Source organism: Duganella sp. AC917, assembly GCF_979258245.1.
Genome location: NZ_OZ409848.1, coordinates 3587075 through 3607343 on the forward strand (window position 1 = coordinate 3587075; position 20269 = coordinate 3607343).

At 55.3% G+C, this 20269-nt stretch carries 19 protein-coding genes, 1 other RNA gene and 1 pseudogene; 5 read left to right on the forward strand and 16 right to left on the reverse strand.

What is annotated here, in order from left to right:
- Positions 1-20 precede the first annotated feature (20 nt).
- The gene (locus ACZ0BA_RS15530) at positions 21-986 is read right to left on the reverse strand and encodes an alpha/beta fold hydrolase (protein WP_463452120.1); all 966 of its coding nucleotides are present in this window, start codon (positions 984-986) and stop codon (positions 21-23) included.
- A 45-nt stretch (positions 987-1031) separates the two neighbouring features.
- Complete coding sequence (locus ACZ0BA_RS15535) at positions 1032-1577, reverse strand: carboxymuconolactone decarboxylase family protein (RefSeq protein WP_463452121.1); 546 nt, start codon at positions 1575-1577, stop codon at positions 1032-1034.
- A 116-nt stretch (positions 1578-1693) separates the two neighbouring features.
- Here ACZ0BA_RS15535 and ACZ0BA_RS15540 point away from each other — a divergent pair, with 116 nt between their 5' ends.
- Positions 1694-2593: a LysR family transcriptional regulator gene (locus tag ACZ0BA_RS15540; RefSeq protein ID WP_463452122.1), complete on the forward strand. Its 900-nt coding sequence runs from the start codon at positions 1694-1696 to the stop codon at positions 2591-2593.
- A 183-nt stretch (positions 2594-2776) separates the two neighbouring features.
- On the opposite strand, the gene ssrA is transcribed toward ACZ0BA_RS15540, so the two are convergent.
- Positions 2777-3136, reverse strand: a transfer-messenger RNA (tmRNA) gene (gene ssrA, locus ACZ0BA_RS15545).
- Positions 3137-3715: 579 nt separating this feature from the next.
- Here ssrA and ACZ0BA_RS15550 point away from each other — a divergent pair.
- Genes ACZ0BA_RS15550 through ACZ0BA_RS15560 form a run of 3 tightly spaced genes read left to right on the forward strand, consistent with a single transcriptional unit; the run spans position 3716 to position 5025 of the window.
- A complete protein-coding gene (locus tag ACZ0BA_RS15550; RefSeq protein WP_463452123.1) occupies positions 3716-4360 on the forward strand; it encodes a TetR family transcriptional regulator in 645 nt (214 codons plus the stop codon).
- 26 nt (positions 4361-4386) lie between these two features.
- The gene (locus tag ACZ0BA_RS15555; RefSeq protein ID WP_463452124.1) at positions 4387-4686 is read left to right on the forward strand and encodes an antibiotic biosynthesis monooxygenase family protein; all 300 of its coding nucleotides are present in this window, start codon (positions 4387-4389) and stop codon (positions 4684-4686) included.
- Between the two features lie 36 nt (positions 4687-4722).
- The gene (locus ACZ0BA_RS15560) at positions 4723-5025 is read left to right on the forward strand and encodes a hypothetical protein (RefSeq protein WP_463452125.1); all 303 of its coding nucleotides are present in this window, start codon (positions 4723-4725) and stop codon (positions 5023-5025) included.
- Positions 5026-5076: 51 nt separating this feature from the next.
- Here ACZ0BA_RS15560 and ACZ0BA_RS15565 read toward each other — a convergent pair.
- The 4 genes and pseudogenes from ACZ0BA_RS15565 to ACZ0BA_RS15580 all read right to left on the reverse strand — a co-directional run.
- A pseudogene (locus ACZ0BA_RS15565) lies at positions 5077-5607 on the reverse strand (beta/alpha barrel domain-containing protein); the annotation flags it as partial.
- A gap of 734 nt (positions 5608-6341) precedes the next feature.
- The gene (locus ACZ0BA_RS15570; protein ID WP_463452126.1) at positions 6342-6521 is read right to left on the reverse strand and encodes an AbrB/MazE/SpoVT family DNA-binding domain-containing protein; all 180 of its coding nucleotides are present in this window, start codon (positions 6519-6521) and stop codon (positions 6342-6344) included.
- Between the two features lie 261 nt (positions 6522-6782).
- Entirely contained in the window at positions 6783-7175 is a 393-nt protein-coding gene (locus ACZ0BA_RS15575) for a hypothetical protein (RefSeq protein WP_463452127.1), read from the reverse strand.
- An 11-nt stretch (positions 7176-7186) separates the two neighbouring features.
- A complete protein-coding gene (locus ACZ0BA_RS15580; protein WP_463452128.1) occupies positions 7187-7726 on the reverse strand; it encodes an HAD domain-containing protein in 540 nt (179 codons plus the stop codon).
- 732 nt (positions 7727-8458) lie between these two features.
- On the opposite strand from ACZ0BA_RS15580, the gene ACZ0BA_RS15585 reads away from it, so the two are divergent.
- On the forward strand, positions 8459-8701 hold the full coding sequence (locus ACZ0BA_RS15585; protein WP_463452129.1) for a helix-turn-helix domain-containing protein: 243 nt from the start codon (positions 8459-8461) through the stop codon (positions 8699-8701).
- A 173-nt stretch (positions 8702-8874) separates the two neighbouring features.
- On the opposite strand, the gene ACZ0BA_RS15590 is transcribed toward ACZ0BA_RS15585, so the two are convergent.
- The 9 genes from ACZ0BA_RS15590 to ACZ0BA_RS15630 form a co-directional block, all read right to left on the reverse strand.
- Positions 8875-9879 carry an SAVED domain-containing protein gene (locus ACZ0BA_RS15590; protein WP_463452130.1) on the reverse strand — a complete coding sequence of 335 codons (1005 nt, stop codon included), beginning with the start codon at positions 9877-9879 and terminating at the stop codon, positions 8875-8877.
- Between the two features lie 109 nt (positions 9880-9988).
- Positions 9989-10471, reverse strand: coding sequence for a Mov34/MPN/PAD-1 family protein (locus ACZ0BA_RS15595; RefSeq protein WP_463452131.1), 483 nt, complete (start codon positions 10469-10471; stop codon positions 9989-9991).
- A complete protein-coding gene (locus tag ACZ0BA_RS15600) occupies positions 10468-11970 on the reverse strand; it encodes a ThiF family adenylyltransferase (protein WP_463452132.1) in 1503 nt (500 codons plus the stop codon). Before ACZ0BA_RS15600 ends, ACZ0BA_RS15595 begins: the two co-directional genes overlap by 4 nt.
- 206 nt (positions 11971-12176) lie before the next feature.
- A complete protein-coding gene (locus ACZ0BA_RS15605; protein WP_463452133.1) occupies positions 12177-13184 on the reverse strand; it encodes a nucleotidyltransferase domain-containing protein in 1008 nt (335 codons plus the stop codon).
- 79 nt (positions 13185-13263) lie between these two features.
- Entirely contained in the window at positions 13264-14019 is a 756-nt protein-coding gene (locus ACZ0BA_RS15610; protein ID WP_463452134.1) for a M48 family metallopeptidase, read from the reverse strand.
- On the reverse strand, positions 14016-17318 hold the full coding sequence (locus ACZ0BA_RS15615; RefSeq protein WP_463452135.1) for a type I restriction endonuclease subunit R: 3303 nt from the start codon (positions 17316-17318) through the stop codon (positions 14016-14018). The genes ACZ0BA_RS15610 and ACZ0BA_RS15615 overlap by 4 nt, the downstream gene beginning before the upstream one ends.
- Positions 17315-18538, reverse strand: a complete 1224-nt coding sequence (locus ACZ0BA_RS15620) for a restriction endonuclease subunit S (protein ID WP_463452136.1) — start codon at positions 18536-18538, stop codon at positions 17315-17317. Before ACZ0BA_RS15620 ends, ACZ0BA_RS15615 begins: the two co-directional genes overlap by 4 nt.
- The gene (locus ACZ0BA_RS15625; protein ID WP_463452137.1) at positions 18528-18734 is read right to left on the reverse strand and encodes a hypothetical protein; all 207 of its coding nucleotides are present in this window, start codon (positions 18732-18734) and stop codon (positions 18528-18530) included. Before ACZ0BA_RS15625 ends, ACZ0BA_RS15620 begins: the two co-directional genes overlap by 11 nt.
- A complete protein-coding gene (locus ACZ0BA_RS15630) occupies positions 18727-20268 on the reverse strand; it encodes a type I restriction-modification system subunit M (RefSeq protein ID WP_463452138.1) in 1542 nt (513 codons plus the stop codon). The genes ACZ0BA_RS15625 and ACZ0BA_RS15630 overlap by 8 nt, the downstream gene beginning before the upstream one ends.
- Between the last annotated feature and the right edge of the window lies 1 nt (position 20269).

Below are 20269 nucleotides of genomic sequence, written 5' to 3' on the forward strand. Positions count from 1 at the left end.
GCTCCCGAAAAAGGTTAGATTTAAGGTTTCACTTTGCGGCCGAGGAAGTCGCGCATCAGCCGCGCGATCTCCGGGCCCTCTTCTTCCAGTGCGAAGTGGCCGGTGTCGAGCAGGTGCAGCTCGGCCTTCGGCAGATCGCGCAGGTAAGGCGTGGCACCCGCCGCCGGGAAGATCTTGTCGCCCTTACCCCAGACGATCAGCATCGGCGGCTGGTGTTTGCGGAAATACGCTTGCCACTCGGGATAGCGCGGCGGGTTCGTGCCGTAGCTGTACAACATTTCCAGCTGAATGGCCTTGTTGCCGGGACGGTCCAGATAGGCCTGGTCCAGCATCCACGCGTCGGGGCTCACGCTCGTTGCCGGGTTGCGAAAGCCCTCGGTGTATTGCCATTTGGTGGCGTCGATCTCGACCAGCGGACGCAGCTTGGCGGCGTTGGCTTCGGATTTGTCTTTCCAGTACGCCTTGACCGGCTGCCAGAATTCGTTGTCGAGGCCCTCGTCGTAGGCGTTACCGTTTTGCACGACGATCGCCGTCACCCGTTCGGGATGGGCGGCGGCCAGGCGGTAGCCGATCGGCGCGCCGTAGTCCTGCACATAAAGCGCGTATTTCGTCAGCCCAAGCTGGCTGGTTAATTTGTCGATGACCTTGGCCTGGTTGTCGAAGCTGTAGGTGAACTTGTCCATCGACGGCTGGTCGCTCTGGCCGTAGCCCGGATAGTCCGGCGCGATCACATGGTAGCGGTCGGACAGTTGCGGAATCAGGTTGCGGAACATCTGCGACGAAGTGGGAAAGCCGTGCAGCAGCAACAGCGTCGGCGCGTTTTTCGGACCGGCTTCTCGGTAAAACACTTTTACGCCATCGATGTTGACGGTGTGATAGCTCACGGCAGTGGATACGGCAGGTGCGGCAGCGCTGGCGGCGGCGCTGACGGCGACGAAGCCGGCGGTGAGGGCCAGGCGGGCCCAGACGGACGATGACGAGTTCATGGCAATGCTCCTTGAGGTAGCGTAGTTGTTATGTGAGCGGCAGGCTCAGGCGGCCAGTTTCAAATCGACTTGCGGGAAATCGATCTCGACTTTGCTGGCTTTGCCGAGGATATTGGTCAGGAAATTCATGCCGACGTGGGTGATGATTTCCACGATGTCGCCATCGGTAAAGCCGGCGCTGCGCAGCTGGGCGATCTCGATGGCGCTCACATCGCCCTTTTTCTCCATCAGGCTGGTGGCCAACCGGACGGCGATCGCCGCTTGTGCGTCTTCGCTGGTGCCGTGGCGGGCGGCGCTGATTTCGTCGCCGGTCAGCCCGCTTTTACGCCCGATAGCCGTGTGCGCCGAGACGCAATATTCGCAGCCGTTTTGCTGGGCCAGCGCCAGGGCGATGCGTTCGCGCGTTTGCGCGTCGAGACTGCCAGCGCCGGCCACACCGTGCAGTCCCAGGAAGGCGCGCAGCGCCACGGGCGAGTTGGCAAAAACTCTCAGGAAGTTCGGCACCATGCCGAGCTGGGCTTGAATGGTGTCCAGCAGGACTTGTTGTTCGGCGTTGGCGTTGCTCTTGTCGATGATGGCGATGCGGCTCATGGCATTTCTCCTTGGGTGGTTGACGAAGTGTTATCCAGCGCTTACAGTTTGACTCTTTTGCAGGGCAATGAGAATCCAGACAATCTGCAATGAACCATTCCTGAAAGTGGAATAATATGGATCGGCTGTACACGATGTCGATATTCCTGGCCGTGGTCGAAGAAGGCGGTTTCGCGCCGGCCGCGCGCAAGTTGCGGATCTCGCCACCGGTGGTGACACGCGCGGTGACGGAGCTGGAAGAAAAAATGGGGGTGCGTCTTCTGACGCGGACCACACGGATGGTGCGCGTCACCGATGTGGGCGCGCGCTACGCGGCCGACTGCCGGCGCATCCTGGCCGACGTGACCGATTCCGAGCAGGCCGCCACCGGCACCCATGCCGAGCCGCGCGGCAAGCTGGTGATCACCTCATCGGTGCTGTTCGGCGCCATGTACGTCACACCGGTGGTGACGGAGTACCTGCGCCGTTATCCGGACACCGAGGTGGAATGTCGGTTCCTCGACCGCGTGGTCAACATGATGGATGAAGGCATCGACGTGGCGATTCGGCTAGGGCAGCTGCCGGATTCAAGCTACCAGGCGGTGCGGGTGGGCCAGGTGCGGCAGATCGTCTGCGCTTCGCCCGCTTATCTCGAGGCGCGCGGCCTGCCTCTCACGCCGGAGGAACTTGCAGAGCACGACATCGTGCTGGCCGGTGGCGTGACCGCCGCGCCAGAATGGCGCTTCGAATCCGAGCGCCAGCCGATGGTCTTGCGGGTGCGTCCCCGCCTGATCAGCTCCAGCAACGACGCGGCCATCGCGGCTGTTGTGCGCGGCTTCGGACTGACCCGGGTGATTTCTTATATGGTGGCCCCGCATCTGGCGGCCGGCCGGCTCAAGACCGTGCTGAGCCAGTATGAGTCGGCGCCGATGCCGGTCAATGTCGTGCACCATGAGGGGCGGCGTTCGACGCCCAAAGTAAGGGCCTTTATCGATCTTGCGGTGGCGCTTCTCCGTGCAGAGGGCGCTTTGAACTGAGGCTCAAGTACAGCGCGCAGCTTCACCGCGTCTGTTGCACAACGGTTCCGATTGCAGAGCGCGTTTTCGGGCACAACCCGGCTTTCGTATCGGATATGTTTTTGATCTCTACCGAACAAAGGCGCTGGACAAAAACAAAGCCCCACCAGACTTGCGCCTGGCGGGGCTCTATTTTAAATTCAGTGGTGGAGACGGCGGGAATCGAACCCGCGTCCGCAAGCACTCCACAGACAGTTCTACATACTTAGCACTATCATTTAATTTAACCAGTACAACACGGACGTGCACGTTTTGGACTAGCGATTCACCTTAGATTTAGCGCTGATCGAAGCGACCCCTCACAGCGCGAGTCCCTGTAAATGACTCCACAGCTTTTAACGGCCCACCCCAGGGACGAGGTGTTGTGGAGCTAACAGCAATTAAGCTGCCAGTGCGTACGAGTTATCGTTTGCAGTTAAGTTTTTCTGGGTGTATTTACGAGGTAACCAGCCCTCGGTATGCCCTGCTCTGCTTTGCAACCCACGTCGAAACCAGGTCGTCCCCACAGACCTCCATTCTAGCGCACTTTGCTGCTCGGCGCATGCCCATTCGGAACCCCGGTCAAACGCCTGTCACAATCGCCCGATATGATGGCTTCAGTTCTCACACAGAACGACCCATTAGCGCCTCCTGAGGCGGCTACTACCGGCGCCGGCGGTCGGGAAATATACCGGCACCAATTCCTTAAGTTACAGCCAGTGCGCGGCGCGGGCGAACAGCACCGCCGTCGCCAGCAGGCTGGTGATCATCAGGCCCATGAGCCCGCGCGTTCACCTCGGCGAAACCCTCGCCTGGCTCCCGCGTCTGCATCTGCGTCCTGATTTCCATTCCAATATCTTTGTGGGCACGATTGCCGCTGTCATGCACAGCCATTGCTGAAGATCTCGCCACCGCCAGCCTATGCCTTATTTTCGATAATCCTTTGACCACGCTCAATCGCGCCGCAAACCAAAGTGTTGCATTGCAGCACAAAAGCCGCTTGCTGCCATACGGAAAGTAACAATTTCAAACACTTTTTCAATTTCGCGAGCGGACGCTGCATTAGAATGGGATGTACCCAAACTACTGTTCAGACACCTTTTCATGCCTAACGCCGCTACTATTGACGCTCCCAGCCCGAAAAAACGCGGGCGCCCTCTGAAGGGGGAAAGCGGCGGATTGCGCGCGGAATTGATCGAGAAATCGGCCGAATTGTTTCGTACCAAAGGTTACGAAAATACTACCGTGCGCGATATCGCCGCCGCCGCCGGCATCCAGGCCGGCAGCTGGTTTTATCACTTCAAGACCAAGCAGGACATCCTGGCCGCCATCATGGAGCAAGGCCTGGAACGCTCGCTGGCAGAGATCGAGGCCATCGGCAGCCAGCAGTTGCCGCCCTGCGAGATCCTGCGCCAGCTGGTCGAGGCTCATCTGCACACGCTGCTGGCGCCCGACCACCATTACATCGCCGTGCTGCTGTACGAGTGGCGCTCGCTCGACGAGCCGTCGCGCTCGCGCGTGGTCGCGCTCAAGGATCGCTACGAGGCCGTGTGGGACCGCGCCATCGCCGAGCTGCACCTGTCCGGCGACTGGGCGATGCCGTCGTCGTTCGACCGCCTGCTGATCTTTGGCGCGCTCAATTGGACCGTGCAGTGGTACAAACCCGGCAGCGGCGCCGACGTCAAGGAGCTGGCCCGCCAGGCGATGCGCTTCATCCTGCGCACGCCCGCCGCAGTTGAGGCACAATAGGGGACATACTTTCAAAAGGATGCCCCATGATTTATGAAGTCGCCGAGCTGTATATCAAGCCGGATGCCCACGATGCCTTCCAGGCCGGCGTGGCCGAAGCGGTGCCCTTGTTCAAAGCGGCCACCGGTTGTCTGTCGATGCGCCTCGACCGCGACATCGAAACGCCCGACACCTACCATCTGGTGATCGGCTGGCAAACCCTTGAAAACCATACCGTCGATTTCCGTGGCAGTCCCGCGTTCCAGACCTGGCGCGGACTGGTCGGCAGCTATTTCGCTACACCGCCCAAGGTGGAGCATTTCGAAACCGTGGTAGCCGGCTTCTAAGCCGCCGCCCGCTACGGTTTAACCAAGGAGGCCGTCATGACACGCACAATACACCGCAATTTCGAACAGGTGACCGATGCCGAGAGCGCACGCAGCGCCTTGCTGGCAAAGGGTTTTCCTCCGTCCACCGTGAAGCTGACCAAGCACACGCCGCTACCGCCGAGCGTGGCCACCAGCACCGTCGGTAACATCTTCGACGCGCTGACACCGGGCGGCCCGGACGCCGCCGCGCACGCGCGCGAACGCAGCGGCGCCATGCTGTCCGTCGATATCTACGATGAGGATGAAGGCGGCAACGCCGACGCCATCATGAGCGGCTTCAACGCCCGTCCGGCGTAAAAAAAGCCGGCCCACGCGGCCGGCTTCTGGCACCACTGCCCTGCCCTGGTTTCAGGCGGCCGGGTGGTGGAACACCTGGCGCAGATACGCCAAAAAGGTCTCGTCCTTGCACAGCGTTTTGCCGGGCGAGTCCGACAGCTTGGCCACCGACTGGCCGTTGCAGTTGACCAGCTTCATGACGATGTTGAGCGGCTTCAGGCCGACGTCGTTGGTCAGGTGCGTGCCGATGCCGAAGCCGGTCATGATGCGGTCGGCGAAGTGCCGGTACAGGTCGATGGCCTTCTCCAGATTCAGTCCGTCCGAGAACACCAGCCGCTTGGTCTTGGCGTCGATGCGCAGCGCCGTGTAGTGGGCCAGCGCTTTTTCTCCCCACACCACCGGGTCGCCCGAATCGTGGCGCAGCCCGTCGAACAACTTGGCAAAGTACAGGTCGAAGTCGTCGAGGAAGGCGTCCATGCCCACCACGTCGGTCAGCGCCACGCCAAGGTCGCCACGGTATTCCTGCACCCACGCCTCGAGCGAGGCTTTCTGGAAGTCGCGCAACCGTACGCCAAAAGCCTGGAACGATTGCATGTATTCGTGGCACCTGCGAATAGCAGTACCATGGACATTGCAGGATGCCTTGTAGGTAAAGGGTTTAAGTGACGAATCGAATGTCCATGGCTGCGTTAAGAAACCCGTGTTCTTCGATTGAGTGATGTCTACGATTGAATCACGTTCCATTTTGCTGACCAAAGTACAGGTTTCTCCCCGAAATGCTCCGCCGCGCTCCGCCAGCTGTGGTTGCACATATCGCCCTCCTCCCGCACCTGCTGTTCACCCGAAGCGCAGCAGAACCTGTAACCTGAAATTTTGGGTGGCTTCCGTTGAGATATTTATGGGTGGAAGCATATCGATAGTCCGAGGTGCCAGAAACGGAGGCCACCTAAATGGTAAGGCTCTATTCTTGTCTTACATATCCTTGGGATGTGTACAGCGAATAGCTAAGTTAAAGTCTTTAAATTCAAGTTTAGGAACTCGCACATGTGTTCATGAAAGGCGCTGTGAAAATTGCCAGCGGCCCGTCTCATCGACTGGGGAGCGCACAGCATTTAACTCGATGCACTCATCAACGACAACTGCAAACTGCAAACTATAATTTACCACGATTCAGTAATACCGACCACGAATGAACACCTAATGGCTCTCAGGCCAAGGGAATCTTGCCAGATAGACGTTTCAAAAAACGTTCAGCGAAATAAATTCGGCGGAAGAGATAGGCGTTTATTTGAAAGATACGGCTTGATTTCGCAGTTTTTCAATAGGCATCACGGATGTCACTTCGTGCCCATAGTCACGCCAAGCTCCTCGGTCTTTCGATGCCGCACCGTCATTATAACCGTGCCATCTTGAAGTTGGATGAAGGTCAGCCGAGCCCCTGGGAGTAGCCCCATAGCTGTCCGCATCGCCTTAGGAAGAGTGATTCGCCCACGGGATGTAACCGTCACAACCGTCATCTAGCGCTCCCTATTGATCTTGTCTTGGACGAGCATGCCACTCTAAATACATACACGGCCATCGTCCTGCACCGTAAGCACGCCCGTGTCATTGAAAAAAGGATGTCGGCCATTCTTGGAAATGAGTTTGGCACGTACTGGACGGTCTCGATGCAGTTCATAGCTGGAGTATTTGCAGTCGCCCCCAAAAAAACTTTGAAAAATTAAATAAATAATATATATCATTTATACAAATTAGGTACCATTAACGAGTGTACCGATCTATGCTCCGTTAGAGGACCCTGATTGCAAGTGCTTTGGCATAGGCCAGCCGAGAATCAAAGCAGCTCTTCGTACTATCCAAAACGCTTCGCCTTCACTTGCAAAGTATGTCGCCTGCATAGCCGGCAGATAAAGCTCCAATATAGACTCTTCTGACATATGCGAGCACTTCTCAGCCTTGCTGCGGGCAGCGGCCCGTGCCACCTTACCAGCGAGCACCTCACATTTATTCCATCGAAGGTTTCTCTCTTCTGCTGATTGTGTTGGTGCGGCAAATCCGCCGCCCGGTGTGCGAACTAGGAGAAGCTTCGTGGCAGCGCCAGAAACAGCGCCAAGCTTTTGCAGCCAAGGAAAGTCATCCGGTGCGCTAAGAGGATCGATTTGGTCGGACATTGCTATAGCTTTCAGTCAGGAAGATCGACCGCAAGAAGCGTCATTAGACGTGTTCGGATTGCTGTTTGAACGTCCGGATCGCTTAGTCCTTGGTGGTCATCGGTTTTGATCAAATTATCGCGACAATGGGTTGGCCATCCGACATCGTCGTTGTCAATCGCAAGCCAGTTCGTAGGATGCCTGCGCAGTACATCGGCATAAATTTGCGCTCCCCGTGACGTGTTCTCGAATACGAATTTGTTCATTTCTCGACGGTGGAATGTAGCGCCTATAATCTTGGCCTGTAGACTTGGGCTCAACTGCTTTTTGGCGTATTGAAAGCTCTTCAACCGAACCCAGCTGGTGGCTAACACTATCCTCACTTCTAGGTACGGTGCAAGCAGGTCTTCTAAAATGTAGGCCCATTCGAAGAGGCTATGACCGGAGGCTCGCATGTGGATACCACGTTTGCGAGACCAGTACACGTCATCAGGATGAAGGACTCCATCAAAGTCGAGATACACGAGGCATAAGCTCGAAAGCAAAGGGGGTACATTTAGCATGTTGTCCATCTATGAATTTCCACTTATCCGCAAGGACTTACGGCGTCGGCCAATACCCTGAATAACGGGGCTGACCTGGCTCGGCAAGTATTGTTCATGTATCTAAACCTGCTTCATCGTGTGCCCGTTTTTCCGGCTCACTCCGTGCGTTTGGGGTTTCAGCAGATATGTTGATCTCATCGAAATATCCGTTAATTGCTAGAGGCAAGCTCGAACGATGAATGGAACAGCCTATCAAGCGAGATACGAGTTCATCTCGGATAGCCGAGTCCAAGGTAATCATAAGTTCAGGCACTATCGTGTCTACTTGAGTGAGAAATTGGCTGTAGTTCTTTACCGATTGCATTCGGACAAGCAATCCCAAATAGTCAGTTAAAAAAATCTTGAGCTCTGACCGTTCCGGCAAGTCCATCCCGCCATCCAAACACAGGGCGATTTTCCGTGTCAAAAAAATTAACTCGTCAATTGGGAGGCTTGAAGGCAGTAAGAGAGAACTATCTGTGCATTGGAGGCGAGCGTGCATAGAGGAGAGTGACATGTTTAGCCCAAAGAACGTTATAACGTCTAGTTAAGTGCAACTGTTAACGTGATTTGGGTGAGTAGCCGCCGCCGCTTACTACGTACTGCTCGAGCATCAACCCAGTTGCACTCAGGAAAAATTTAACCTTGTGGTGCGGATCACCTCAAGAATAACGGACATGTCCGTTGGCAACGGTGACAGTATAGCGACATCATGGCTCGGTGACCAATTTTTCTCCACATGCTAAGCAACCCGAACTTGTCGCCTTAGGACGAGCTGTCCGCAAGCTGCGCAAGGAGCGAAATATGACGCAGGAAGATTTGGCTCATGCATCGGGAGTGAACATAAGCTTCATCGGTATGATCGAGCGTGGGCAAAGTAACCCAGCGTGGTTGACCTTGATCAGGCTCGCGACTGAACTTGGGGTGACAGTGGAAGGTATTGCTGCCGAGGCCGGACTGTAGTGATACGCAGCTTGGCGCCTTGGAGGTAAAGCTAACAGTTCCACTTGTCGGCCAAAACGGAACTGCTGCGGTTCCAGGTTGAGTTCAGTTAGGCGCTTTTCAGGATTGCCGAAAAAACAGCGCTGGAGCATGTGCTTGAGGTTTTGGTCGATCTCGCACTGCGCTAGCAAAACCTACTTTAAGCGCACCGCACGCTTCCAACTGGGGGCTTGCCATTCCCAAACATGCACTTCCTCAAAAATCTTCGGGAGGAGCATGCGTCCAATTTCGACACTTGCGCTCAACGGGGTCGCTGGCAAGATGTGCAACACGCGAACCCCGCCGGCGTTTAGCGCATTTAAGAAGGCATTGAAATGTCGGCGGAACTCGAGTACATGCGCCTCAGTTCGGATGACTCCCCTACCGGGCGCTACAACACGGAATTCCAAGACCGGCATCTGGACGTCAGGCCGCGTGGCGACGCCCGAAATATTGACGACCACTGAAACCTCTGGAGGGAGCTCATCGGGAACGTCAAATTTGTAGCTCGGCGCCGGACAATCTGTCCGAGCATCCCACAGCCACCGCTCAACCGGCAAGTCGAGTACCGTTGTCTCAATCTTGTCGCCTAAAAGTGCGCCCAATTTCATGAGCATCGGAATCGGCGCAAACGCAGCAATCGTCAAGTGTGTCGGTCCATGCTTCTCTGTCAGCACAGGTCGGATTCGCTGCTCAAAAATTGTTTGCAGTGCTGCTTCAGCGCGCGGCCAAAAATCCTCAACGCTGTCCAACGTATCGAAATCGGCGCGGTCGATATGGATGTGCGGGGTCCTAGGAGCGCGTGTGAATCGGCTATTTTCGAGCATCGCAAAGTTCACTTGGCGAATATCAAAGACCGGCACATGGCTCCCGATGGGAAATGACATTAGTATTGGCAAGCTATCTGTGACCCCAACGGCGCTGTATATCAGCTCGATGCGCGCCTCGTGCTCCCGTTTCATCGCCTGGAGCTGCGACGCCGTGTATTCGTTGTCTTTCCCGTTACGGTCCACGCGTGCGTGACAGTCATAGCATGCCAGCATGAGATTGTTCGCATCATCGGCGAGCTTTTCAGATATCCCCACAACGCCGCGAGCACCGTCAGGGCTGTCGGCAATAATGTGGGCGAGCTCGCCGATTTTCGCTGCTCGTTTGGTCAAGAAGTCACGGGACACTGGCTTGTTGCAGCCTCGAAATTGGCATCTTCCTGCAGCCGCAATCCAAAGCGCTTGTCTCGTAGTAGACGGAATTGTTGCTCGTGCTTGCGTCCTAGCCATCTTTAGTCTCCTCCTTCAATTCGAAAAACGCTCCATCACAAGTCATCGACCAAACACGAATTCGTTCGATGCCGACTATTGGGAAAAAGAGCCGGTCACCGTGAAAGGCATCCGTCGACATCGCTTGCCTCCAGTCCTGGCGGTCAACTCCACTTGGCGTGGGGTCTGATTCTGGGTGGGTGTGCCACAAACCTAAGTACGCTAGTGTGCTGGCCTCCTCGGACCATCGGCTTTGAGCGATTAATGCATGTTTCTTTGAGCGGAAAAAGCTGAAGCGGCTACGACGGTCGGTCTTCTGCGGAGTCGTCACTTCATCAACCACTATGTCTTCCGTGTCCAAAAGATGCCGGCCCAATAGGACGCCACCTGCCTCTGCCTGCCACCACGAGCGCTGGCGAAACAAGAGCATCTGCTGGACAGCCTTTTCCACGAAAATGACGCGCTGATTGCTGGACACGCGGAAGACCAGTTTCATTTGGCCTCCTTACATCTCTTACAAGGTCTACCGAATGCTCGCTTTGTTTGCAAGTCGCTCGGCATGATAGACCTTGCCTCACGCCACCACGGCGTGGGTTGCAGGTTTTGTTCGGAGGCCGCTTTGCCTTCGCCGGCCCAGAAGCGATATGAGGGCCCTCTTCCACCTGATAGCGCAGATAGAATATGTTCGGCGGCCATCAGTGCTGTGCGGCGAGACTGCAGTGCCCCATAAGGAACGAATACGCTTCCGCATCCGGTAATCGTCTTGGATACCGCCTGGTTAGGAGCTAGGAAAGCGATGCGAGACTGAAGATTGGGAACACCTTCGTCATCGCGATAAAGGCAATCCAAACATCCTTCTTCATGAGACCATGTCAGTACCGAGTGTCCGCCTAAATCAAGTGGCTCTAGCCAAGTGAAGAGCAGCGGTAGTAGCTTATTTTTACTCCGAAATGCGCGGGAGAATGCTTGTTCTAGAGTTGGAAGGCCAAGCGCGAAAACGACTGCATCCACATCGGAAAGGTCCGCGCTGCTAAACCAATCCTGACCACTCGTAGCCCGCGACGTTACCGTCAGCCCAGGATAGTGTGCCTCGAGCTGGTATTTAAGACCGCAGACTTTAGACGAATCAATCCAGTACGGGTCCAATATGTAGCGAAACACATTATCTTCAGAGTATTCGTCGTAGTCGACAAGGGTGAGCTTGCCAACACCGGAGGCGGCGAGTGCGTCGGCAACCACGGCACCAATTGCCCCGCACCCGATGATGACGACGTGTTTTGAAAACATGGTGGAAGATGCACCGCCACGTTCGCGCATGTAGGACGCCGTTAGGCGCCGCATTGTCAGTGGCGTAACGGGCGCGTTGAGGTCTACGTCGCCATTTCGTGTTCCGAATTCAACACCGACCACTGATACGCCGCCAGCAGCGCGTGGAACGGATATCAAAAGCACCGCTTTTTTCGGATGATTCTTGTTGGACGAAGGCCGAACCAGTCTAGCCCAGAGCTCAAGTTGAGCTGCCGACATTCTGTCGCGTATGGCGGCTACAAAACCAGCAGTAAGCTTTTCAGGATGAGCTGGCGGAGGAACCAGTTCGGTCATGTGAACGTACAAGGCGCTCTGGGCAGCAGCCCCCTTCACATCGAACGTTCTGTGCGGCTGCGCATCGCGCTCGGTGAAAAACCACTGAGCCCTCTTATTTTTAAACTTTAGATAGGATGCGACCAGCCGGTCCCGACCATCCGTATCAATGGCACCCGACGTACAAATCGCGTCTGGCAGTCCGCCCCAGTAACCCTCAACCTCGTTGAAGAACTCTTCAATGCTCCCTATCGTGTCCGCAGCCCATTTCTCCAACAAGTCTACGGCGGCGAGAAATGTGTAGGCGACTATATCGGCCTTCCTGTCGGGATCGAGCGAAAGTCCTTGATTGTCACTGACACATACAGTGCCGTAATAGCCCACATGAGGATGCAAGCCGCCGGTCGGCAGCAATCTCACTCTTGGTAGCCGTATGAGTGAATCAGTCAGGCATTCGATTTCCAGGTCCCACTGTTGAGAAGCACCTTCAACTACAACACGAAGGCGCTTCACAGGCGTGATCTCAATGGCCTTTACTTGTAGGCCACGGTCGAGACTGGCTAGGCGAACCGCCTCGAGACAGGCATCTACCAATGTTTCGTTTGCGCTAACTGAGTCCATTAGGCCGAGTTACCTGTGCTAATAACGGGCGTTACCACGGCACGGGCAGTCGCAGCCTTTTCCGGTACAGTGAAATCGCCTCCAAACTGCTTGTTCAGCACCTTGCAAGCATCTTCTGGCAAGTCCTCGTCAAAGGCCTCTTCCAGGGCTTTACGAAGAACTTCAAACTTAGACATCACTGTACTCATCTGCCCTTCGGTCATCCAGCCCATGAGGTCGCGATAGGGGGCAACCGGTAGCGTGACCGAAAGCCGCTGGTGATTGCCTCCGTCAGCGCTCGTCCAGTGAAACTGGCTCAGGATTGCGTCAACCCAGTTCAGCATGGCTTGAAGGTCGCCTGCTTTACCGGACATTTCGAAATGAGGTTTGAACCACTTCTGCGCAGCTAGCGTAAGCGCAATGCTCAATGGTGCCCCGGACGAAAACTGGACTTGCCGCCACCGCTTCAAGTAGCGGATACATCTTCGGTATTGCGCCAATTCGTAGGTGTCGGTAAACGCCGTGCAGATAACCTCGGTGAGCGTCTTCGGGTCAGACTGCTCCCAAACGCGCTTGCTTGCCTCCGAGTTCTCTTTGCCCTTTGCAATATCGAGGAAGCCGTCATCACGCTTGACGTACACCGCCAGGTCAACATGATAGACAATCTCCTCTCCTCGCATATAGTTCACGGTGACGCACGGACGGCGGATATTTACTCTGCGACCATGTGTGTCCAACGCATCGCGAATTTTCTTCTTGAGAGTGACGGGGTCGGCATATTCATCTTTTTTACAGTCGAAAATCAGGCCAACGTCAATGTCGTAGTTGCCATCGAGAGGCACAACTCCGGTGTGCATGGAGTAACTGCCTTGATGGAAACTTTTGAATTCTGGGACATCATCTGCAAGATTTTTCTTCAACGCAGCCAAAAGGGTGTCGCGCTTTTCGCGAAGTGTGGCCTTCTCGTCGTCTTCGTCGAGCTTGATTTTCGAGTGAAAATCTTCAAAATGTTTTTGGACTGCTGGCATTTTAGAATTCCTTTTTAAGAGTAGGACTCGCCGTTGGCACGTTGCAAACCTGCATAAGGTTGGGTTGTTTTGCTGGGAATTACATCCGGAATACTTCCTCTACCATATTGTCCAGCTTCTCCTTGATCACCCGCCACCGTGGCATGTGCCGGTCCAGTGTTTGGTAGAACTTCGGGCTATGGTTGTGATGCAGCAGGTGACACAGCTCATGGAGCAGCACATAATCTATGCACTCGCGTGGCGCCTTGACCAGCAGGGGGTTCAGCGTAATACGGCCGGCGGGCGAGCAACTTCCCCATTGCACTGTCATGAACTGGAGGCGTATCGGAGGAAGCTTTCTGACCCATCGCAACGGCGCGGCAACAGCAGCAAGACGATCAATGAACACCTCACGCGCACGATGGCGGTACCAAGCATCAAGGGCAGACTTGACTGCAGCCGGAGCGTGGGCCGGCACAGTTACCGTGATGAATGCGCCGCGCATCCGTGCCGTCACCATGGCCTCTGCATCGACAATGACCTTCAGGCGATAACGCCGCCCAAGGTAATGCAGAGATTCTCCGCTCACGTATTCGCGCGGGAGCACATGCGCCATTCGCGCCTTGGCAGCAACTACGTGCTGACTGATCCAACGTGACCGCATCTTCACGGCCTTCAATACGTCAGCTAAGGAGGCGATATCAGATGCGTCCACCAACACTCGGCCATCTGGTTCCACGTGGATAGCTAGCCGCGACGCGGTGCGTGACGGCTGCCGACGCAGGCTGAAAGCAATGATCTCATCACCGTACATTACGCGATGTTGAGAGGTGCGTTCAGAGGGCAAAGTACTCATGACTTGCTCAGCCCCACGCGCGTAATTTGGATAACCTGCTCCACCACCTGCTTTGCATTGTCGAGGCCCAAAGTGCCAAATAGCAGCGGCAGCAGCCCCTTACGGATTGCAGCTTCAATGTTCTGCGGATTGAGTGAGTTTTCTGCCACTGCATCGCGAACTAAAGTGTCCATCGCTAAAGCCTGCTGCACCAAGCCGTCCACAGCCTCACTGCTCAGCACAGCAAAGGCATCCTCCCCCAGCACCAGACGAATCGCGCCAAAGTAGGCCTTGGCATGTGGTTTATCTGCCAACGCGTTCGGCACGCCCGGAGTCGTGCGAGACTCCAGTTGTTGCGCAAAGGCCTGGAACAGAGCGTACTGCTTTAGCGGATGGTCGAACATGGCCTCCGCCTCGGCAATGGCTTGCCTCAGCAGTTCACCGAACACCTTTCGCGCGAAAGGGTCCTCCGCTAAGTCCTGTTCGATAGTCTTACGCAGGCGGGTACGAATCATGTCCGTTTCATTACGCGTCTTTTCTTCAGACCAGTCTTTAGGGTCTTCGGCCTTGCCCAATTGGTGCACCAAGTACACGCCCTCCGGTTCTCGCACTTCGGTTCCGATGACTTGCTTATCCACCAACTTGCGGATTTGCTCTTCATAGACGCTATAGTCCACAGTCTCCATCGCGTCCCGGCGGGCGGTTTGGCGCAGCTCCGTGAAGAAGCGCAGGTCGGCTTTGTATCGCGCAATCAACTCCTCCGAGAAGCTCTTGTCTTCGAAGAAGCTGCGAGACGATAGTGCAGTCTGTAGACACAGACCGAAAGCGGTCAGCCCTTCATAGAAATCGTCACGTAATTTCTGACGTTCGTCATACTCTTCTCCATCACTGCCATTCACAAACTTTGGGCTCAGCACCTGGCGATACTGCTCGCGATCTAGCTTGTTGGAGACCGATTTGAAGAACGACCACAACTGGTCATGCAACGTCGGCAGTCGCTTGTATTCCGTGCTGAATTGGTGGTACAGCCCTTCGAGATCGCTGACATCAAATCCACCCTGCGTTCGGGTTTCGAGGTCCTGGTATGCGCGGATTGCGGTGTCCAATTCCTTCAAGATGCCTCGGTAGTCCACCAACACGCCATACCGCTTAGCATCGTGCAGACGATTTACGCGTGCCACTGCCTGTATGAGGTTGTGGCCTTTCAACGGCTTATCAATATAGAGCACGGTGTTGCGCGGCTCGTCGAATCCGGTCAGCAGCTTGTCCACCACGATCAACAGGTCCGGAGCGCCGTCGGTGCCAAAGTCGTTGACGATCTGCTTTTCGTAGGCCTCGGCGTCGTTACCGAAATTGGTCATGGTCTGCTTCCACCATTTCTGCACCTCGGGCAGGGTATCTTCGTCCACGTCAGAGTTGCCTTCTCGAGTGTCGGGGGCCGAGACCACTACGGCACTAGTCACCAGACCGGTATCGTCCAAGGCTTTCTTGTAGCGAATCGCATCGAGCTTGCTGTCCGTCGCCACCTGGCCTTTTAGCCCCAGATCGAGCTTTTTAATGTTCTCGCTGAAGTGGGTGGCGATATCCCAAGCGATTAGCTCGATTCGGTTAGCAGCACCGTAGATGACCCCTTTCTTAGCGAACTTTCTCTTCAAGTCAATGCGCTGGGCGTCGCTGAGGTTGCTGGTGATCTTCTCGAACCAACGATTGACAGCGTCTTCGTTGATATCGAGTTCCGGCATGCGTTCTTCGTAAAGCAAAGGGGCGACCGTTTCGTCCTCCACCGCGCGCTGCATCGTGTAGGCGTGAACAATGGGGCCGAACTTATTGGCCGTCTTCTCATTCTTCAATAAAGGGGTGCCAGTAAAGGCGATGTAAGCTGCTTTTGGAAGCGCCTTCTTCATGCGCTCGTGAGTCTCCCCGCCATGACTGCGATGGCCCTCGTCCACTAGCACGATCATGTTGGCCGAGTCGTTGCGGCACTCGGGCAGCTTGGATGCTGTGTTGAACTTGTGCACCAACGTGAACGTGATGCGCTCTGTTCCGCTACCGATGCGGCGGGCCAAATCTCGACCGGAAAGACTGCGGCTTTTCTCTCCGTCTTTTTGCGTGCCGATGCTGGAGCCAAAGGCGCCGCCAGTCATGAAGTTGCGCGACAGTTGGGTTTCCAGATCGATGCGGTCGGTCACTACCACCACGCGGCATTCCTTCAAGGTTTCCACCAAGAGCAGCGCCTTGGACAAGAACACCATGGTAAAGCTCTTACCAGACCCCGTAGTGTGCCAAACAACCCCTCCCTCTCGGCCACCATCCGGGCGCAATTGGCTAATACGTGTCAGCAGCGCGCGGATGCCGAAGAACTGCTGGTAGCGAGCCACAATCTTGCCTACTTTTCGGTCGAACAGTACGTAGCCGCGAAGGAATTCCAATAGACGCGTAGGACTTAGCAGGCTGACAATCAAGCGATCTTGCTCGGTTGCCTGCATAGGAGCACTCCAAAGTTCGTCAAAGTAGGCAGCAAAATCAGCAGGTTTTCCGTCGAATAGCGCCGCGCGCGCGTCCGACTTTAGCGCTGCGTTCTTGCGGGCCTGCATATGTCCTTCGTCGAGCTCCTCTTCGCGCCACTTAGCCCAGAACTTCGCGGCCGTATGGGTAGTGCCATAGCGTCCTTCGGTCTGGCTAATGGAGAGTAGCAACTGAGCGTAGGCAAACAAGTTGGGAATTTCGTCTGGTCGCTGGTTGCGCAAATGCTGGCTAATGCCTTCGTTCACCATGGCCTTGGCTGGATGACTACCGCCGCCCGACTCGGGCCGCTTGGCTTCGATCACAACCAAGGGAATACCGTTCACATAACACACCACATCTGGCACCCGGTAGCGTGTACCTTGCCCCGCCAGTACCTCCAACTCTTCTGTCACATCCCAAAGGTTGGCGTTAGTATCCGTCCAGTCGATCACATGGATAGTCGGTTGGTGCTTCTTACCATCTTCCATGAACTCAGTGACCGTGATTCCCAGGGCCAATTTGCCATACAGTCGTTCGTTGGCAGGCAATAGCCCTTCGGCCAAGCTGAGTGCCGACAGCTCCCGCACAACCTGGTCGATCCCACTGGGTGACAGCGAGTACCACATCCCCTTGTATTCGTAGCGCCTTGTCTGCAAAACTTGAATTAGGCGAGGCTTCAACAGCACCTCACGAGTACTTCCACGTAGGGAAAGAGCTTGCGCTGTGTTTAAAAAATTCCAGCCAAGGTTGCACAGCAGGTGAAGTGCTGGCATGTGGGCGCTGTATTGCTCCCGTGAGTTGGGCGTGTTGTTCATGCTTGCGTACCCCTCGCCGCTTCAGGGAGCTTGACACGGCGCTTGCCGTTCAGGAGCTGAGAGAGCAATACATCCTTCTCACCACGCAAGCGCAGAAGGTCGGCCTCATGGTGCAGAACGGTTTGCTCAGCGGCATTGAGCACATGTGCAATCGACTGCTGCTCCTGTATCGACGGATATGGCAGCCTCAAAAACGAAAAATCGTCATAGCTAATTTGCTTCCCATCACGGATTCCTATTACTGCAACCGCCAATCTTCCGATGAATTCTCTGGACTTGAAGTAATGGCGATAGAAGTCATCCACAACGGGCTTTCTGGGCATTAATACGGTATAGGCCGGACTCACCAGCCCTTTGAACTTAGAGTATTCCAATCCCCCCTCAAAGGAGCGAAGGCTGATGACAAAGTCACCGGGCTCAACCAATTTGTAACCGTCCGTAGAGCCTTCTGGCATGACGACCTTGCGGTCCAATGAACTGCGTGGCACAACTCCAACATTTTGCATAACTGACAGTAATTCGAGTCCATCGTTCCGCCTCACTGAACGCGGCGAGAAAATCAATGATGCATGCTCTCGATGGAGTGGCGCCCTCCTTCGCAACTGTCTAAAGCTATCGCTTAAAAGAGCTTGAGTCAGCGCCTGCTTCTGTTTCTGACTATTCGCTAGTAGTCGTTCGGAGGTGACAATAGCTCGATCCCAGGTAGATAGGACGCTGGCGACACGGCGCTGCTCACTCAAATTCGAAGGCAGAGCCACCTCGAATGCACGGATGTCGTTTGGGCTAATATGAGGAACCGCCGTTTCTGTTTTTTGCCCTTTGAGGTGAGTAATGAAGCGGTGTGTCTGAAGTACATGCGCCAAATACTCCTGCTCAATAGCCCCAGCAGCCCTGAGTCGCGCAACTCGCTGTACCAAAAGACACGGCAAATCATGTTGTTGAACAACACTGCACTTCAAGCCTGCGTTCACAATAGGACGGTCCATGGCAATCACAATGTCTCCGGCGAGCATTTCGTATCGCTGCAGTTGCTCCGCATAGGGAGCGGCCCAGTGCTTCGCATCCTCCCAACGCAAAGAACCTTGCACCACGTTGTCACCGCGCAATAGCCTCACCGTCGATGCATTGGGCTCGGCATAGTCCTGGCTACGGAACGCGTAGCCAGTCAACAAATCTGCGCATTCGCCGACCGTGATTCGTTGCCAGTCTTTATGCAGCATCAGACCCACCCTTCTTCGTATCCAGCTTTTTGGTCGCGTGCTCCGCCTGGCCACCTAGCATCGTCAAAGAATCCACACTCCACACGGGTTCGGCCCTTTCAGTTTCAAAGGACAAGAAACCAACACCTGAACCGTGGCTTAGCCCCGCTTTAGTAGATTCGACTCTCCGCAAAACAGGTTGACTTGGCTTATTCATAGCCCAGCTCCTTAAGGTATACGGCCATCTGGGCTTCCAGACCGACTAGTTCGGCTTTGAGCTGTTCGCGCTCCTTTCGCACGGCCATCAGGTCGACTTCAACCTCCTCTTCGAAGATATCCACATAGCGCGAAATGTTGAGATTGAAGTCGTTCTCAACTATTTCGGAAAGAGGGGCAAAGTGAGCGTATTTGTCTACACTCTGGCGAATCAGGGCGGTGGCCAGGATTCGCTGCAGATCACATTCGCGTAGGTAATTCTGGTTCTTGCCAGCTTCGTAATTGCGACTAGCGTCAATGAAAAGCACTTTGTCGTCGGCTTTGTTTCTGCGGAAAACCAGCACGGCTGCGGGGATGCCAGTACCGTAAAAAAGCTTTTCTGGCAGGCCAATCACCACGTCGAGCAAATTTTCTTCAATCAACTTTTGGCGGATGCGCCCCTCAGCAGCGCCGCGGAACAGTACGCCATGTGGAACAACAACGGCCATGCGGCCGGAGCCAGGTTTCATGGTTTCGATCATGTGCAAAATGAAAGCATAGTCCCCCTTGGTACGAGGCGGTACCCCTCGGCGGAAGCGACTGAACTTGTCCGCGTCGGCGCCCTCAAAGCCCCACTTTTCTAAGCTGAACGGGGGATTGGCGACCACCACGTCGAAGTGTTTTAGGCTGGCAGCGCTGTCGAGCAGTTTGGGGTTGCGAATGGTATCGCCCCACTCAATGCGATGGTTGTCCTCGCCATGCAGGAACATGTTCATCTTCGCCAGAGCCCACGTACTGCCAATGGCTTCCTGCCCATACAGCGCGTACTTCCGTGAACCTGTGTTTTCGCGAATCAAGCGGCCACATTTCATCAACAGGGAGCCAGAGCCACAGGTGGGGTCGCAGATTTCGTCCCCCTCCTGCGGTGCCATTAGGCGTGCCATGAGCGCAGACACCTCTGGAGGGGTGTAGAACTCACCAGCTTTCTTGCCGCTTGTGGAGGCGAAGTTCTTGATAAGGAACTCATAGGCGTTGCCGATCACGTCGAGCTGCCCGACTCGGCTGGGGCGCAGGTCCAGATCGGGCTTGGCAAAGTCTTCTAGTAAGTGGCGCAAGATGTCATTCTTCTGCTGCTCGTCGCCCAACTTGTTCGAGTTAAAACTGATGTCCTGGAATACATCACGCAGCTTGGTGATATTGGTCTCTTCAATGGCATGCAAGGCCTTGTCGATGCGCTCGCCGTTACCTGGGCTGTGCCGCAGGGCGTGCAGCGCATAGAAGCTTGCGCTAGGCGGCAGTACGAAACGCTCGTTCTTGAGCATTTCCTCAATCAGTTCGGGGTGATCGCCATACTGCTTCTTGTAAGCATCATAATGATCTTGCCATACGTCGGAAACATACTTAAGGAATAGCATGGTCAGGACGAAGTCCTTGTAGATGCTTGGGTCCACTGTGCCGCGGAAAGTGTCGCATGCGGCCCATACTGCGGCGTTGATGTTTTCTTGACTGACCGGCGAGCCTTGGAAAGGGGCTAGTTTGATGACAATGTCGTTCATT

Coding starts and splice junctions, on each gene's coding strand:
- ACZ0BA_RS15595 (WP_463452131.1), bottom strand. CDS start 10,471: ATGAAACTGGTCTTCCGCGTGTCCAGCAATCAGCGCGTCATTTTCGTG.
- ACZ0BA_RS15620 (WP_463452136.1), bottom strand. CDS start 18,538: ATGCTGCATAAAGACTGGCAACGAATCACGGTCGGCGAATGCGCAGAT.
- ACZ0BA_RS15560 (WP_463452125.1), top strand. CDS start 4,723: ATGACACGCACAATACACCGCAATTTCGAACAGGTGACCGATGCCGAG.
- ACZ0BA_RS15610 (WP_463452134.1), bottom strand. CDS start 14,019: ATGAGTACTTTGCCCTCTGAACGCACCTCTCAACATCGCGTAATGTAC.
- ACZ0BA_RS15555 (WP_463452124.1), top strand. CDS start 4,387: ATGATTTATGAAGTCGCCGAGCTGTATATCAAGCCGGATGCCCACGAT.
- ACZ0BA_RS15605 (WP_463452133.1), bottom strand. CDS start 13,184: ATGCCAGCAGTCCAAAAACATTTTGAAGATTTTCACTCGAAAATCAAG.
- ACZ0BA_RS15630 (WP_463452138.1), bottom strand. CDS start 20,268: ATGAACGACATTGTCATCAAACTAGCCCCTTTCCAAGGCTCGCCGGTC.
- ACZ0BA_RS15530 (WP_463452120.1), bottom strand. CDS start 986: ATGAACTCGTCATCGTCCGTCTGGGCCCGCCTGGCCCTCACCGCCGGC.
- ACZ0BA_RS15580 (WP_463452128.1), bottom strand. CDS start 7,726: ATGGACAACATGCTAAATGTACCCCCTTTGCTTTCGAGCTTATGCCTC.
- ACZ0BA_RS15550 (WP_463452123.1), top strand. CDS start 3,716: ATGCCTAACGCCGCTACTATTGACGCTCCCAGCCCGAAAAAACGCGGG.
- ACZ0BA_RS15570 (WP_463452126.1), bottom strand. CDS start 6,521: ATGACGGTTGTGACGGTTACATCCCGTGGGCGAATCACTCTTCCTAAG.
- ACZ0BA_RS15540 (WP_463452122.1), top strand. CDS start 1,694: ATGGATCGGCTGTACACGATGTCGATATTCCTGGCCGTGGTCGAAGAA.
- ACZ0BA_RS15615 (WP_463452135.1), bottom strand. CDS start 17,318: ATGAACAACACGCCCAACTCACGGGAGCAATACAGCGCCCACATGCCA.
- ACZ0BA_RS15535 (WP_463452121.1), bottom strand. CDS start 1,577: ATGAGCCGCATCGCCATCATCGACAAGAGCAACGCCAACGCCGAACAA.
- ACZ0BA_RS15575 (WP_463452127.1), bottom strand. CDS start 7,175: ATGTCCGACCAAATCGATCCTCTTAGCGCACCGGATGACTTTCCTTGG.
- ACZ0BA_RS15625 (WP_463452137.1), bottom strand. CDS start 18,734: ATGAATAAGCCAAGTCAACCTGTTTTGCGGAGAGTCGAATCTACTAAA.